Source organism: Pseudomonas sp. PDM20 (assembly GCF_014852575.3).
Lineage (GTDB): Bacteria > Pseudomonadota > Gammaproteobacteria > Pseudomonadales > Pseudomonadaceae > Pseudomonas.
In genome coordinates this window covers 1,959,871-1,974,455 of record NZ_CM181224.1, presented here as the reverse complement: position 1 = coordinate 1,974,455, position 14,585 = coordinate 1,959,871, and the positions used below count along the sequence as shown (strand labels likewise).

Genomic DNA, 14,585 nt, shown 5'->3' with positions numbered 1-14,585 from the left:
TCTGCATTCTCAGATCGCACCCGGAGCTTTTGACGATTTCGACGGTCATAGGACCGTTACCTATTTGGAAAGACAAGACAATGAAAACCTCCCTGCAAATCCAGGAGGCGATTCGCACCCTCTCGGCGGCTTTCGCCCCTCTGAACTGCGTCATCCAGGCCAAGCGCAAGCACGGCTTCAGCTTCACCCTGGTGAACGAGCATGGCATCGCCAAGCACACCGAACGCCTCTACCCTCAGCAGTACCAGGGCGAGGCACCGCTGAGCGCGGTGATTCAGCGAGTGCAAGCCACTATCGCTGCCTGAGCCTGAAAACGAAAAAAGCCCCGCATGAGCGGGGCTTTTGCTTTTCTGCCTCTCCTATAGAGGCAGCACCTCAATTCAGACTGATGCCCGCCTTCACCGCTTCGATCTCCGCCATCAGTGCCGCATAGCGCTCCGATGGTGCCGCATAGGTCAGCGAGTACGCCGCCCCATCACCCAATGCGACCTGAACGGTCTGCTTGAGCACCTCGGTGCCGTTCTGGCTGATGCCGCAATGCACTTCCAGCCCCGCCAGCCCACCCAGCTTTGCATCCAGAGGCTTGCTGCACGCTGCCTGGAACCCCTGGCGCATGAAGTCCTTCTGGAGCGCCTTGCGCATCTCGACGATAACATTCTCGACACTGACCTGGGCGGCAGAGCCAAGTCGACTGCGGGTAACCTCCATGATCAGGTCCTGGGAGCCATCCTCCGCCATGCGCACCCCACGCTGACGAACCACGGGCGCATCAGCTGCCGCATCCATTGGCGAGCGCGAAACTTCCCAACCCTGCGGCCAGATCACCTGCATTTCCGCCAACGCCGGTAGCGGCACCCACAACACGCTGAGCAACAACCAGGATCGCAGACCGCTCATCACCACCTCCGGGCACACCTCAACGGACACCATAGCAGGCTCCCCTGTCATTTCGCGGGCCAGCCGCCCTTCGGAGAACCAACGGAAGGGCGACCCTACCGAACCGCCCATCCAGCGCCAAGTGCCACTGACGACACCTGACGAGCCAACCACTGGAAGGACGCCAGGCCGGAGCTACAGTCCACAGTGCAGCCGAAGGACCGGCCAGCTCGCAATCCCCTGAGTTGCCGTCTTGAAGCCCCGCTCTCTCCAGGTGCGGGGCTTCTCGTTAGTGCCGCCGGCACAATCCCTTCCATCGCCGCCGGTCATGCATCGGCGCCGACACAATACTTACCTTGCCGATACCAAATTCTTCGAGACACCCGCGCCGCCTGCGGGTCTACTTTGCGCCGTTTTTTCCCGCCTCATGGTGTCTCGATGTTGTCCAAGCTGACCAAAGCCGCTCTGCTCACCACCTTAGTATTGCTCTCCGGCTGCTGGCCGTTCTTCCCACCCTTCGGCGGCCCGGGCGGCGGCCCAGGAGGCGGAAGCAACCATGGAGGTGGCGGTCACGGCGGCGGCCCCGGCTTTGAAAACCACCGATAAGACGACGCCCGATGCACAGCATCGGGCGTTTTTTGTTTACGACCCGCCCCGCCCGATCCCCCTGAAGATGAGCCCCGCCGGACGAGCAGAAGACCGCAGCAGACTCCATACTGACAGGCAGAACCAAATTGCAGGCTCAGTGAGGCCAAATGAACAAGCTCACAGCGATGCTCCTGCTCATGACCCTCGCCAGCAGCGCTCAAGCGTCTGACTTCTGCACCGGCATCGGCTTGTTTGCACGTGCGGGAGCGCTGTACCGAAACGAGGGGAAAACCGAACAGCAGGCCATCGCAGCCATTCACGAGGGTAGCGCCAAGCTTGACGCTGATACGCAGGTGATCGTCAGGTACTTCGTGCGCTTCGGCTACCACGGCAACCAGACTCCCGATCAGGCGTCCGCCAACGCCGAACAGAAGTGCCGACAGTACGAAGCCTCCAGCGAACGCAGGAACGCCATGAACTAGGGCCGGCACCTTTAACCCTCGCCCCACACTCCTACTGCCGAAGAGCAGCACGGGCACACACACGAACTGCACGCGAATGAATTCAGGCTCTCTATATAAGGAAGGCTTGCCAAGCGAACAGACAGAAGCTCCGCCAAGCCGTACCAACCCAAATCAGAAGCAGCAGGCGCGCCAAGCCGAAGCAACGGAGCATGCAGGCGCTTCCCGACTCAGAAAAGAAACGCGCAAAACAAAAAGGGCGACCCTTTCGGATCGCCCTTTCTGAAATCGCCGAAGCGATTATGTTTGGTAGGCACAATTGGACTCGAACCAACGACCCCCACCATGTCAAGGTGGTGCTCTAACCAACTGAGCTATGTGCCTGTCGTGTGGGGCGCATTCTACGCGATCGTTTTAGAGCGTCAAGCACTTTTTTCAGCTAAGCCACTGAAAAAGTGAATTTTTTTATGTTCGACCGTCCGTAAATTATTTTGCACGGGCACTAGCCGGTCTGATTCGACTCAGGTAGCATCCGCACATCTCGTAAAAAATAACAAACACAGGTGCATTATGCCGCACACCTCCTACCCCTCCTCCTATTACGCAGCTTCGGCCAACCCGGTCCCGGCCCGTCCTGAACTGCAAGGCGAGGTGGAAACCGATGTCTGCGTGATCGGCGCAGGCTACACCGGCCTGTCGACCGCCCTGTTCCTGCTGGAAAACGGTTTCAAGGTCACCGTACTGGAAGCCGCCAAGGTTGGCTTCGGTGCCTCGGGCCGCAACGGCGGTCAGATCGTCAACAGCTATAGCCGCGACATCGACGTCATCGAACGCACCGTCGGCGCCAAGCAGGCCAAACTGCTGGGCGACATGGCCTTCGAAGGCGGCCGAATCATTCGCGAGCGCATCGCCAAGTACAACATCCAGTGCGACCTGAAGGACGGTGGCGTGTTCGCTGCCCTCAGCGCCAAGCAGATGGGCCACCTGGAGTCGCAGAAGAAGCTGTGGGAGCGCTTCGGCCATACCCAGCTGGAACTGATGGACGCCAAGCGCATCCGTGAAGTCGTCGGCACCGACAGCTATGTCGGCGGCATGCTCGACATGAGCGGCGGCCACATCCACCCGCTGAACCTCGCCCTGGGCGAAGCCGCCGCCGTCGAGTCGCTCGGCGGCGTGATCCACGAGCAGTCCCCTGCCGTGAAGATTGACCGCGGCGCCAACCCGGTCGTGCACACCCCGAAGGGTCGTGTGAAGGCCAAGTTCATCGTGGTAGCCGGTAACGCCTATCTCGGCGGCCTGGTGCCAGAGCTGGCTTCCAAGTCCATGCCGTGCGGTACCCAGGTGATCACCACCGAGCCGCTGAGCGCCGACCTGGCCAAGTCCCTGCTGCCGACCGACTACTGCGTCGAGGACTGCAACTACCTGCTCGACTACTACCGTCTGACCGGCGACAACCGCCTGATCTTCGGCGGTGGCGTGGTCTACGGTGCACGCGACCCGTCGAACATCGAAGCGATCATTCGTCCGAAGATGCTCAAGGTGTTCCCGCAGCTGAAGGACGTGAAGATCGACTTCGCCTGGACCGGCAACTTCCTGCTGACCCTCTCGCGCCTGCCGCAGGTTGGTCGCATCGGCGACAACATCTACTACTCCCAGGGCTGCTCGGGCCACGGTGTGACCTACACCCACCTCGCGGGCAAGCTGCTGGCCGAAGTGCTGCGCGGCCAGGCCGAGCGTTTCGACGCCTTCGCCACCCTGCCGCACTACCCCTTCCCGGGCGGCCGCATGTTCCAGGTTCCGTTCTCCGCGATCGGCGCCTGGTACTACACCATGCGCGACAAGCTGGGCATCTGACGCCTCGCTTCTCACCGCACGAAAAAACGGCGCCTCAGGGCGCCGTTTTTCTTTTCGGGGACTTCTCCGGCGGCGAAGTATCGCTGCGCACCTGGGCATGGCTCATCAAAGCGAAGATCAGGCTGCCGCCGACGATATTGCCCACCAGCGTCGGCAAGGCGAAATCGACGACGAACGCCGCCAGCCCAACTTCGCCGGCAAACATCAGGTAACCCACCTCGCAGGCGCCAACCACGATGTGGCTGAAGCTGCCCAACGCCATCAGGTAGGTAACCAGGAAGATGATCCACACCTTGGCGTTTTCCGCCGCCGGCACCAGCCAGACCATGGTGGCGATCATCCAGCCGGAAACGATGCCCTTGGAGAACATCTGCCAGTGGTCGTTCTCCATCACCTCGCGGCCGATGTCGAGGAAGGCCTGGTCGGCCTTCGTGTCGAAGATCGGCAGATGCAGCATGCCGTAGGCGAACAGCAGCGCGCCGACGACATTGCCCGCCAAGACCACCGACCACAGCCGCAGCAACTGGCCGAACTTTTCCAGCGTTGGTTCGCTCATCACCGGCAGCACTGCCGTCAGGGTGTTCTCGGTGAACAGCTGCTGGCGCGCGAGAATGATCGCCAGGAAGCCCACCGGATAACCCAGGCTGGTGGTGATCACCGCCATGTCGTGATCCGGCAGCCGAGCACGGAACAACCCCATGGCCATCAGCGACAGGCCGATGGTCAGCCCGGCCGCCAGCGCCGACCACCAGAGCGCCGCCAGGGTGCGGTCCAGTTCATGATTGCCCTGCAGGCGGATGACTTCATGCAGCACCAGCGCGCGGGGCGGCTGGCTTTTCTCGACCTTGCGGCGCTCCTCGGCGGAGAGATCGTCGGCCGTGTCACTTCCGGCTTTCGAGCTGCGGGAAGGATTGCGAGGCGCCGCCTTCTTGGCAGTCGACGCGCTCTCCTTGGCACGCGCGCCGCCGCGTGCCGGTGGTTTTTCGCTGGCCATGCCAAGCACCTCGCTGGGACATTGCAGGTTTAGGCTGTGCCCTTCCCGCTTCGGTTCCAGAAACCTTCGCGCCTCAGTTCGCCGGGCAGGCCGGAACCGCCTGGCAACTGCCACCTGCCGCGGCCGTACTGCCGATCTTCTGCGAGAAGCGCGCATCGTCCGGCGCGAGGTGCCGCGCACAACTCGCCGCTGCGCCAGCCTGCTGCGGACAACCACGCTCGCCCAATACGTTGGCCAGGTTGAACCAGCCCGCCGCAAACCCCGGCTTCGCGCCGACGCTGTGGCGCAGCGCATCCTCGGCATCGCCGAGATTTCCGTCGCTGTAGCGCGCATTGGCCAGGGCGAACCAGCCGAGCGACTCCTGCGGCCAGGCCCTGGTCGCGGTGCGGTAGGCCTGCTCCGCCAATGCCGGCTGACCGGTTTCCTCCAGATCGTGGGCCGCCCTCAACCAGGCCGTCGGCTCCGCCGTCGCCGGTAGCCGATCCGCCGGCACGGTCAGCACAGCCCAGCGCTGGCTGCGCTTCCAGGTCACGTCGAAGGCGGTGAAGTCGATCACCAGGCGCTCGGTGATGCCCGAGCGGAGGATCAGTTCGTGCCGATTGCGATCGAAGCCGACCACCACCGCGAAGTGCCAGACAGACAGCCAGTCCAGCCCCTGATTCTGCAGGATCAGCACCGGATTGCCCGCCGCCACTTCGGTCAGGATGTTCTCCAGGCGCGGCTTGAGCGGATAGACCAGCATGCCCTGCTCCCGCGCCGCCGCCACCAGTTCCACCTGCAGGCTACCCTCGCGTCCGGGGATGAACACCCGATCCTTCAGTTCGCGCGGCGTCACCCGCACGCCGCGCTGGTTAAGCATGGTCGCCAGCGCGGCCGGGCCGCACTGGAACTCCTGCTGCGGGAAGAACTGCACATCACTCAGTTCCACTCGCTCCGGCAACGCCTCCACGCTGGCTGGCAACGTCGGCGACTGCGAGCAGCCGCCGAGTGCCACGGCCGCCGCAAACGCGACGGCCATGGCCCAGCGTCTCAACGCTGGCACCTCACAAAGGTGAAGATGTGGGTGATACAGAGCAGGTCGGTGATCACGAAGATCAGCAGGAACAACAGGATGATGCCGATGATGCCGCCAGCGGGGGCCTCGTCCAGTTGCTGGTTGAACTGCGCCAGCTCATCATTGGACAGGCTCTTGATGCGCTGCTCGACCTTGCTGCGCTCGACGCCCATGGACTGCAGTTTTTTCTGCACGCCCTGGTCATCGAGCATTTTCAATAACTGTTCGCGGTCGACCTGTTGCTGCTGTGCCTGCAGCACTTCGCCGGTGCCAACCATGGCGGCCTGAGCCAACGGGACTTCCGCAACGACACCCAACTGCGCGAACACCAGGACTGCTGCAAGGCTCTTTACCCGTCTTGTTATGGTCATTCTGGGTCACCTCATCATGGACTGCATGCACTGGGCAGGAGGTGCAGGCCGCTCGCACGCGAGACAACCGACCATGACGCTCCCGCCATATCGGCGGCAACCGCAGGGCCGCTATCTAGTGTGATGCCGGCTCAGGAAAAGAGTTCGAAGCGTATTTGGCGCCAGTCGGCGTCCAGATGCCCCAGGTAGATGCAGGCATGGCCACGGGGAAAGAGGATGTGCTCCGGGCCGATGCCCGGACCTTCGAGACGCAGCAGGCGCCCCCAGGGATGGTGGCTGATGCGCCCGCGCACATCGTCGACCGTGCCGCCACGCCACCAGTGGATGGCGGCCTCGGCATCCTCGACGCCTTCGGGCTGCTCGATACGCACCGGCTCGTCGCGCCAGCCGATCACCCGCTGCGGGTCGAATCCGACCTGCTGGGCCAGCGGCAGCGGCGTGATCCACTGTGCGCCGTCACGCTCCTCGAGCGACACGGCCAGCGGGCACCACTGCGGCTGCTCCAGCGCCCAGAGCAGATCGCCGTCGATGGCCAGCGAGGGTTCGGGCTGGGCCTGGATGCGGAAACCGGGGCAGACCAGCGTGCCTTCGCGCAGGGGAATATGGAGCTCGCTCATGCACTCTCCTGCCGCAGGAGAGGTCCGACCTTGCGCTCCAGCAGGAGTACCAGCTCGGGCTGCAGATAGACGTAATCGTCAGGGATATCCAGGCACACCAGACGCTTGCCGCGCATCGCCACGGGGAAGCGGCGCAGCAGTGCCTGCCGATGGCAGCGCTCCATGACGAAGACCAGGTCGGCCCACTCCAGTTGCTCGGCGCTCAGCAGGACTTCCGCATCCGGCGCCAGCCCGGCGGAGTCGGTCTCGACCTCCGGCCAGCTGGCGAAGACGGTTTCGGCGGTGGGACTGCGCAGGCGATTGCGGCTGCAGATGAACAAAGCGCGGCGCACTTCATCCTCCCTACGGCTGGCGCGCAAACGGCAGCGGCGATTCTAGGGAAGAAGGCGGCTCACGGCGACTTCTGTTTCGCTTTCTGGCGCTCGAGGAAATCCACTTTCCACTGCTCGACGCCCAGGTGCTCGGAATCCAGGCTAGCCTCGACGCCGTACTTGGCCTTGAGCACGGCCACCTCCCTGGAATGGTCGACGAGGAAGCGGTCGAAGCGCTCGATCAGCTCGCCCTGCTTCACCGTGGACAGGTGGAAGGCGCTGCGCGTGTGTGGCAGTGAAGGATCGAACACCAGTGCCCCCGGCTTCGCACGGATGTTGTCCAGGTAGAAAGTGGCGACCACCACGTTGAAGTAGACGCCATCGGCCTGCTTCTTCAGCGCGGCATGGATCATCTGCTTGAGGTCGGCGCTGGGCGTGAGGGCAATCTGCCCGGCCTGCACCGACTGCTCGTAGCCACGCGGCGTCCAGCCGTCCACCAGCGCCAGCCGCTTCAAGGAGCCAACGCCTTGCCCCAGCCGCTCCGGCGCCACCAGCACGCCGTCGACGTACTCGGTCACCGGCTGACTGTAGCGCAGGGTTTTCCCGGCTTTCTGCTCGGGCGCCCAGTTCGGGTTGTCCGGGTACTTGAGATCGATCTGGCCCGACAGCAGCGCCGGCAGCAACTCATCCACCGGCAGCGGGCGATATTCCAGGGTGATGCCGCTGGTACTGGCGAACAGGTCCAGCACCTCGCGGGCGAAGCCCTGGTAACTGCCCTGCGCATCGGTGCTGTAATGGGGGGCGAACGCCAGGTTCTCGACGCCGACGACGTAGGTCTGCGCCATGGCGGCACTTGAAACACCGCTGGAAAAAATGCTGGCGAGCGCGCAGCAGAATGCCTTGAGCTTCAAACGACTCTCCTTGTTGCCTGTTGTTTTTGTTCTGTCCGGCGGGCCGGGCGCCCGCCGTGGCGGACTCAGCCGCCGGTCATGCTCATGAAGCGCAACACCTGCACCTGCTGGTCGGCTTCGAAATGATGGCGTTCGGGCTTGAGCTGCAGCGCCTGCATCAGCGCTTCGCGCAGGCGCGCGCCGTCGCCGGGGTGCTCGCGCAGCAGTTGGCGCAGGTCCAGCGCGCCCTCGTGACCCAGGCAGAGCACCAGCTTGCCTTCGGCGGTCACCCGCACCCGGTTGCAGTCGCCGCAGAAGTTGTGACTGTGCGGGGAAATGAAGCCGATGCGGCTGGCGTAGCCGTCGATGCGGTAGTAACGCGACGGGCCACCACTGCGCTCCGGCGTCGGCAACAGTTGCCAGCGCTCGGCGAGCTGCGCACGGACTTCGTCGCTGCTGCACAGAGTCTGCTTGCGCTCGTGGCTGCTGACGCTGCCCAGCGGCATCTCCTCAATGAAGCTGATGTCGATACCCTTCTCCAGGGCGAAAGCCACCAGGTCGCAGACTTCGTCGTCGTTGCGGCCCTTCTGCACCACGGCATTGAGCTTGATGCGCTCGAAGCCGGCCTCGCGGGCGGCGTCGATTCCGTCGAGCACCTGCTCCAGCTTGTCGGAGCGGGTGAAGGCGGCGAAGCGTTCGCGGCGCAGCGAGTCGAGGCTGATATTCAGCCGACGCACGCCGGCCGCGCGCAGCTCTGCTGCACGCTCACGCAGTTGCGAGCCGTTGGTGGTGATGGAGAGATCGTCCAGCTCCGAACGTGCGCCCAGTCTTGCCAGCAGACCGGTCAGGCCCTTGCGCACCAGCGGCTCGCCGCCGGTGATGCGGATGCGCTTCACGCCCAGGCCGATGAAGGCGTCGGCGACGGCTTCGAGTTCCTCCAGGCTCAATACCTGGTCGCGCGGCAGGAACTGCATGTCTTCGCTCATGCAGTAGGTGCAGCGGAAGTCGCAGCGGTCGGTGACCGACAGGCGCAGGTAGGTAATGCGTCGACCGAAGGGGTCGACCAACTGGGAATCGGACATGGGGGGTTCCGGATGGCAGGTGCCGAACGAAAGTGCGCTAGAAATACCTTAGAACGCCGTCGCTGTACACACAAAACCGACCCGCGAGTCAGGAAATTGCACGCAAGTACCCGCAACGGGGCCGAGTTGAGGGGCTCAAGAGCCCGGTGCTACCATGCCCGGCTCGGTGACAACAGCTATAACAGCAATAAAAGAAAAGAAGACCAGCCAATGACCAGCATCCGCGAGCGTAACCGTCGCCTCATCCTTCGCGCCGCCAGCGAAGAATTCGCCGAAAAGGGTTTCGCGGCGACCAAGACCAGCGACATCGCCGCTCGCGCCGGGCTGCCCAAGCCCAACGTCTACTACTACTTCCAGTCCAAGGAAAACCTCTACCGCTGCGTGCTGGAAAGCGTGGTGGAGCCGCTGCTGCAGGCCTCCGCGCCGTTCCGCGAGGATGACGAACCGAGCGAGGCGCTGCGCGCCTACATCCGTTCCAAGGTGAAGATTTCCCAGGAGCTGCCGCACGCCTCCAAGGTGTTCGCCAGCGAGCTGATGCACGGTGCGCCGCACCTGCCCAGGGAATACCTGGATGAGTTGAACGCCCAGGCACAGCGCAACATCGCCTGCCTGCAGAGCTGGATCGACCGCGGCCTGCTGGCGCCGGTGGACCCGCATCACCTGCTGTTCACCATCTGGGCGGCGACCCAGACCTACGCCGACTTCGACTGGCAGATCTCCATGGTCACCGGCAAGACCAGCCTCAGCGAGGCAGACTTCGAAGCGGCCACCGAGACTATCACCCGCCTGGTGCTGCGCGGCACCGCGCCGGACAATGGCGCCGAACACAAGCCGCAGGGGCGTTTGCGGCCGTTGTCGATCTGACGGTTATCAACCGCTGCTGCATGGGTATCGCTTCGCTCCACCCATCCTACGGATGCCCCGGAAACGCGTAGGAGCGAGGCGCGCGATGAGCCGCGCGCGCTGCCCTTCTTCGATCAGCCCGCGTCAGCGACCAGGCCCAGTGCCTGCACGCCACGGATCGCGCATTGCTCGTCGATGTCCGAGACGTCGCCGCTGATGCCGATGGCACCAATCACTTCATTGGCCGAATTGCGGATCAGCACGCCGCCGGGCGCGGGCACCACATTGCCTTGCGCCAGGGTGTTCACCGCGGCGATGAACGACGGCCGCTGCTGAGCGTCCGCCGCCAGCACGCGCGACGACTTGCCCAGCGCCACCGCGCCCCACGCCTTGCCGATGGCGATCTGCGGACGAAGCATGCTCGCGCCGTCCTCGCGCTGCAGGCTCAACAGGTGCCCGCCGGCATCCAGCACGGCGATGGTCAGCGGAGCGGTGGACAGCTCGCGGCTGGCGACCAGGGCGTGACGGGTGATGTCCAGTGCGGTTTCCAGACTCAGGGTGCTCATGAGGTTTTCCTCTTCAAGTTGATAAGGCGGTTCAAGGTCGACAAGCCGGGGCCACGCCATGCGCAGAGGTGAATGCTGCGCACACGCGCATCAGAAATCTGTACGCAATCTAGTAGCCGAAGGTCTCAACCAAAGCAACTGAAAAGGACAATCCACATCTATTTTTGTATACATTTTTTCAAACGACAGTTTGACCCAGCGTTCAGCTTTTTCTCGAAATCCCCGGAATACAAGGCCTACAGCGAAAAATGACCACTCAGTCCCTCGTATACAACCCGTCTTGACCTTCGTCGAATTGCCTGCCTAGAATCGCCTCAACTTTTGTACACAATCAGTATAAGAACCGAGGAACAAAATATGGCCAGAATGAGAGCAATCGAGGCTGCCGTACTCGTCATGCGTCGCGAAGGCGTGGATACCGCCTTCGGCGTACCGGGCGCCGCCATCAACCCCATGTATGCGGCCATGAAGAAACTCGGTGGCATCGATCACGTCCTGGCCCGCCACGTGGAAGGCGCCTCGCACATGGCCGAGGGCTACACCCGCACCAACGCCGGCAACATCGGCGTGTGCATCGGCACCTCCGGCCCCGCCGGCACCGACATGGTCACCGGCCTGTACTCGGCTTCCGCCGACTCCATCCCGATTCTCTGCATCACCGGCCAGGCTCCCCGTGCGCGCATGCACAAGGAAGACTTCCAGGCCGTGGACATCACCAGCATCGTCAAGCCGGTCACCAAGTGGGCGACCACCGTGCTGGAGCCGGGCCAGGTGCCCTACGCCTTCCAGAAGGCCTTCTTCGAAATGCGCAGCGGCCGTCCCGGCCCGGTGCTGATCGACCTGCCCTTCGACGTGCAGATGGCCGAGATCGAATTCGACATCGACGCCTACGAACCGCTGCCGGTGAACAAGCCCAAGGCCACTCGTGCCCAGGCCGAGAAAGCCCTGGCCCTGTTCAATGACGCCGAGCGTCCGCTGATCTGCGCCGGCGGCGGCATCATCAACGCCGACGCCTCCGACAAGCTGGTGGAATTCGCCGAGCTGACCGGCGTGCCGGTCGTCCCGACCCTGATGGGCTGGGGCACCATCCCCGACGACCACCCGCTGATGGCCGGTATGTGCGGCCTGCAGACTTCGCACCGCTACGGCAACGCCACCGTTCTGGAATCGGACATGGTGCTGGGCATCGGCAACCGCTGGGCCAACCGTCACACCGGTTCGGTCGACGTCTATACCGCTGGCCGCAAGTTCGTCCATGTGGACATCGAACCGACCCAGATCGGCCGTGTGTTCACCCCCGACCTGGGCATCGTTTCCGACGCTGGTTCCGCCCTCGACGTGTTCCTCGAAGTAGCCCGCGAGTGGAAAGCTGCCGGCAAGCTGAAGGACCGCAGCGCCTGGGTCGAAGCCTGCCGCGAACGCAAGCGCACGATGCAGCGCAAGACCCACTTCGACAACGTGCCGGTCAAGCCGCAGCGCGTCTACGAAGAGATGAACGAGTTCTTCGGCAAGGACACCTGCTACGTCAGCACCATCGGTCTGTCGCAGATCGCCGGCGCGCAGTTCCTGCACGTCTACAAGCCGCGCCACTGGATCAACTGCGGCCAGGCCGGCCCGCTGGGCTGGACCATTCCGGCAGCGCTGGGTGTGGTCAAGGCCGACCCGAGCCGTCAGGTCGTCGCGCTGTCGGGCGACTATGACTTCCAGTTCATGATCGAAGAACTGGCCGCCGGTGCGCAGTTCAACCTGCCGTATATCCACGTGCTGGTGAACAACTCCTACCTCGGCCTGATCCGTCAGGCGCAGCGCGGCTTCGAGATCGACTACTGCGTGCAGCTGGCCTTCGACAATGTCAACGCTCCGGAGCTCAACGGCTACGGTGTGGACCACGTCGCGGTGGTGGAAGGTCTGGGTTGCAAGGCGATCCGCGTATTCGACCCGAACCAGATCGGCGCCGCCTTCGCCCAGGCTCGCGAGCTGATGCAGCAGCACCGTGTACCGGTGGTGGTCGAGGTCATCCTGGAGCGCGTCACCAACATCTCCATGGGTACCGAGATCAACGCGGTCAACGAGTTCGAAGAGCTGGCCCTGAAAGGCGTTGATGCGCCGACCGCCATCTCGCTGCTGGACTGATAGATCCGAACGACTCCTCCCTTCGGGGAGGAGCAGGGGGTGGATATTTCCTGGCGGAGAGTCCCCCACCCCCTGCTCTCTTTCATCAGGAAGCCGAGCGCCACGCACCACCCGTTCAACAGGAGTGACCCCATGCCCCGTTTCTGCGCCAACCTGTCCATGCTGTTCACCGAGGTGGACTTCCTCGACCGCTTCGAAGCCGCCGCGCGCGCCGGTTTCAGCGGTGTCGAGTACCTCTTTCCGTATGACGTCGAGGCCGAGGTGATCAAGGCCCGCCTGGACGCCAACAAGCTCGAACAAGTGCTGTTCAACCTGCCGGCCGGCGACTGGTCAAAAGGCGAGCGCGGCATCGCCTGCCACCCGGACCGCGTCGAGGAATTCCGCGCCGGCGTCGACAAGGCCGTCGCCTACGCCAAGGTGCTGGGCAACACCCAGGTCAACTGCCTGGCCGGCATCCGCCCGCAGGGCCACGACTGCGCGACCATCGAGAACACCTTCCTGAACAACCTGGAGTACGCGGCGGGCAAGCTCGAAGCCGCGGGCATCAAGCTGGTCATGGAAATGATCAACACCCTCGACATTCCCGGCTTCTACCTGCAGACCACCAAGCAGGCCCAGGACATCCGCGAGAAGGTCGGCAGCGCCAACCTGTTCCTGCAGTACGACATCTACCACATGCAGATCATGGAAGGTGACCTGGCGCGGACCATCGAGAAGAACCTCGCCTCGATCAACCACGTGCAACTGGCCGACAACCCCGGCCGCCACGAGCCGGGCACCGGCGAGATCAACTACCGCTTCCTGTTCGATCACCTGGACCGCATCGGCTACCGCGGCTGGATCGGCTGCGAATACAAGCCCAAGACCACCACCGAAGCCGGCCTCGGCTGGCTCAAAAGCCACAACGTCATCTGATTCGCCGGCCGGCGCGGTGGGTACGCACTGCGCCAGCCAGCCTAACAAGAACAACCAGGAGAACTCCTCATGGCCAAAATCGGATTCATCGGCACCGGCATCATGGGCCTGCCCATGGCGCAGAACCTGCAGAAAGCCGGTCACCAGATCTTCGTTTCCACCCACCACGACGCAGCCCCGGCGGCCCTGGTCGAAGCCGGCGCCATCGGCCTGGCCAACCCCAAGGAAGTCGCCCAGGAAGCCGAGTTCATCATCGTGATGGTCCCGGACACCCCGCAGGTCGAAGACGTGCTGTTCCGCAAGGACGGCATCGCCGAAGGCGTGGGCCCGAACAAGGTGGTGATCGACATGAGTTCGATCTCCCCCACCGCCACCAAGACCTTCGCCGAGAAGATCAAGACCACCGGCGCGCAGTACCTGGACGCCCCGGTCTCCGGCGGTGAAGTCGGCGCCAAGGCTGCTTCCCTGAGCATCATGGTCGGCGGCTGCCCGAACACCTTCGAACGCGCCCTGCCGCTGTTCCAGGCCATGGGCAAGAACATCACCCGCGTCGGCGGCAATGGCGATGGCCAGACTGCCAAGGTGGCCAACCAGATCATCGTCGCCCTGAACATCCAGGCTGTTGCCGAAGCCCTGCTGTTCGCCGCGAAGAATGGCGCCGACCCGGCCAAGGTACGTGAAGCCCTGATGGGCGGCTTCGCCTCCTCGCGCATTCTCGAAGTGCACGGCGACCGCATGGTCAAGGGCACCTTCGATCCGGGCTTCCGCATCAGCCTGCACCAGAAGGACCTCAACCTGGCCCTGGCCGGTGCTCGCGAACTGGGCCTGAACCTGCCCAACACCGCCAACGCCCAACAGGTGTTCAGCACCTGCGCGGCCATCGGCGGCAGCAACTGGGACCACTCCGGCCTGATCAAGGGCCTGGAGCACATGGCCAACTTCTCCATCCGCAAGGACTGAGAATCTGCGCCAGTGTCTCGGCGGATAAAGCGTTCCGCTTTATGCGCCCTACGCGGGACTCCAACGTAGG

General features: G+C 63.6%; 16 protein-coding genes and 1 tRNA gene. 7 read left to right on the top strand and 10 right to left on the bottom strand.

Annotated elements, in window-relative coordinates; all coding sequences use genetic code 11:
* Window positions 1–80: 80 nt before the first annotated feature.
* A complete protein-coding gene (locus tag IB261_RS09355) occupies window positions 81–305 on the top strand; it encodes a hypothetical protein (RefSeq protein WP_045217792.1) in 225 nt (74 codons plus the stop codon).
* A gap of 70 nt (window positions 306–375) precedes the next feature.
* On the opposite strand, the gene IB261_RS09350 is transcribed toward IB261_RS09355, so the two are convergent.
* The gene (locus tag IB261_RS09350) at window positions 376–897 is read right to left on the bottom strand and encodes a DUF4946 domain-containing protein (RefSeq protein ID WP_081518189.1); all 522 of its coding nucleotides are present in this window, start codon (window positions 895–897) and stop codon (window positions 376–378) included.
* 734 nt (window positions 898–1,631) lie between these two features.
* Between IB261_RS09350 and IB261_RS09345 the strand changes: the two genes are divergently transcribed.
* Window positions 1,632–1,946 carry a hypothetical protein gene (locus tag IB261_RS09345; protein WP_081518109.1) on the top strand — a complete coding sequence of 105 codons (315 nt, stop codon included), beginning with the start codon at window positions 1,632–1,634 and terminating at the stop codon, window positions 1,944–1,946.
* A gap of 286 nt (window positions 1,947–2,232) precedes the next feature.
* Here IB261_RS09345 and IB261_RS09340 read toward each other — a convergent pair.
* Window positions 2,233–2,309: transfer RNA gene (locus IB261_RS09340), tRNA-Val, on the bottom strand.
* A gap of 186 nt (window positions 2,310–2,495) precedes the next feature.
* Between IB261_RS09340 and IB261_RS09335 the strand changes: the two genes are divergently transcribed.
* The gene (locus tag IB261_RS09335; RefSeq protein ID WP_045217794.1) at window positions 2,496–3,779 is read left to right on the top strand and encodes an NAD(P)/FAD-dependent oxidoreductase; all 1,284 of its coding nucleotides are present in this window, start codon (window positions 2,496–2,498) and stop codon (window positions 3,777–3,779) included.
* Between the two features lie 34 nt (window positions 3,780–3,813).
* Here the strand turns inward: IB261_RS09335 and IB261_RS09330 are convergent, their stop codons facing one another.
* From IB261_RS09330 to moaA, 7 genes are all read right to left on the bottom strand, one after another.
* A complete protein-coding gene (locus IB261_RS09330; RefSeq protein ID WP_192382095.1) occupies window positions 3,814–4,773 on the bottom strand; it encodes a formate/nitrite transporter family protein in 960 nt (319 codons plus the stop codon).
* A gap of 73 nt (window positions 4,774–4,846) precedes the next feature.
* On the bottom strand, window positions 4,847–5,791 hold the full coding sequence (locus IB261_RS09325) for a PA2778 family cysteine peptidase (protein WP_192382093.1): 945 nt from the start codon (window positions 5,789–5,791) through the stop codon (window positions 4,847–4,849).
* Between the two features lie 11 nt (window positions 5,792–5,802).
* The gene (locus IB261_RS09320; RefSeq protein ID WP_192382091.1) at window positions 5,803–6,198 is read right to left on the bottom strand and encodes a PA2779 family protein; all 396 of its coding nucleotides are present in this window, start codon (window positions 6,196–6,198) and stop codon (window positions 5,803–5,805) included.
* Between the two features lie 131 nt (window positions 6,199–6,329).
* Window positions 6,330–6,815, bottom strand: a complete 486-nt coding sequence (locus IB261_RS09315) for a hypothetical protein (RefSeq protein ID WP_192382089.1) — start codon at window positions 6,813–6,815, stop codon at window positions 6,330–6,332.
* The gene (locus IB261_RS09310; protein ID WP_192382087.1) at window positions 6,812–7,147 is read right to left on the bottom strand and encodes a low molecular weight protein tyrosine phosphatase family protein; all 336 of its coding nucleotides are present in this window, start codon (window positions 7,145–7,147) and stop codon (window positions 6,812–6,814) included. The genes IB261_RS09315 and IB261_RS09310 overlap by 4 nt, the downstream gene beginning before the upstream one ends.
* 59 nt (window positions 7,148–7,206) lie before the next feature.
* Window positions 7,207–7,971 carry a transporter substrate-binding domain-containing protein gene (locus IB261_RS09305; protein WP_192382238.1) on the bottom strand — a complete coding sequence of 255 codons (765 nt, stop codon included), beginning with the start codon at window positions 7,969–7,971 and terminating at the stop codon, window positions 7,207–7,209.
* 131 nt (window positions 7,972–8,102) lie between these two features.
* Window positions 8,103–9,098 (bottom strand): GTP 3',8-cyclase MoaA, encoded by a 996-nt coding sequence (gene moaA / locus IB261_RS09300; protein WP_081518103.1) that lies wholly within the window; start codon window positions 9,096–9,098, stop codon window positions 8,103–8,105.
* A 210-nt stretch (window positions 9,099–9,308) separates the two neighbouring features.
* Here moaA and IB261_RS09295 point away from each other — a divergent pair, with 210 nt between their 5' ends.
* Entirely contained in the window at window positions 9,309–9,962 is a 654-nt protein-coding gene (locus IB261_RS09295) for a TetR/AcrR family transcriptional regulator (protein ID WP_081518102.1), read from the top strand.
* Between the two features lie 113 nt (window positions 9,963–10,075).
* On the opposite strand, the gene IB261_RS09290 is transcribed toward IB261_RS09295, so the two are convergent.
* Entirely contained in the window at window positions 10,076–10,507 is a 432-nt protein-coding gene (locus IB261_RS09290) for a GlcG/HbpS family heme-binding protein (protein WP_081518101.1), read from the bottom strand.
* Between the two features lie 357 nt (window positions 10,508–10,864).
* On the opposite strand from IB261_RS09290, the gene gcl reads away from it, so the two are divergent.
* The 3 genes from gcl to IB261_RS09275 all read left to right on the top strand — a co-directional run bounded on the left by gcl (window position 10,865) and on the right by IB261_RS09275 (window position 14,515).
* On the top strand, window positions 10,865–12,640 hold the full coding sequence (gene gcl, locus IB261_RS09285) for a glyoxylate carboligase (protein WP_081518100.1): 1,776 nt from the start codon (window positions 10,865–10,867) through the stop codon (window positions 12,638–12,640).
* Window positions 12,641–12,772: 132 nt separating this feature from the next.
* On the top strand, window positions 12,773–13,555 hold the full coding sequence (gene hyi, locus IB261_RS09280; protein ID WP_192382085.1) for a hydroxypyruvate isomerase: 783 nt from the start codon (window positions 12,773–12,775) through the stop codon (window positions 13,553–13,555).
* Window positions 13,556–13,624: 69 nt separating this feature from the next.
* A complete protein-coding gene (locus IB261_RS09275) occupies window positions 13,625–14,515 on the top strand; it encodes a 2-hydroxy-3-oxopropionate reductase (RefSeq protein ID WP_192382083.1) in 891 nt (296 codons plus the stop codon).
* Window positions 14,516–14,585 lie beyond the last annotated feature (70 nt).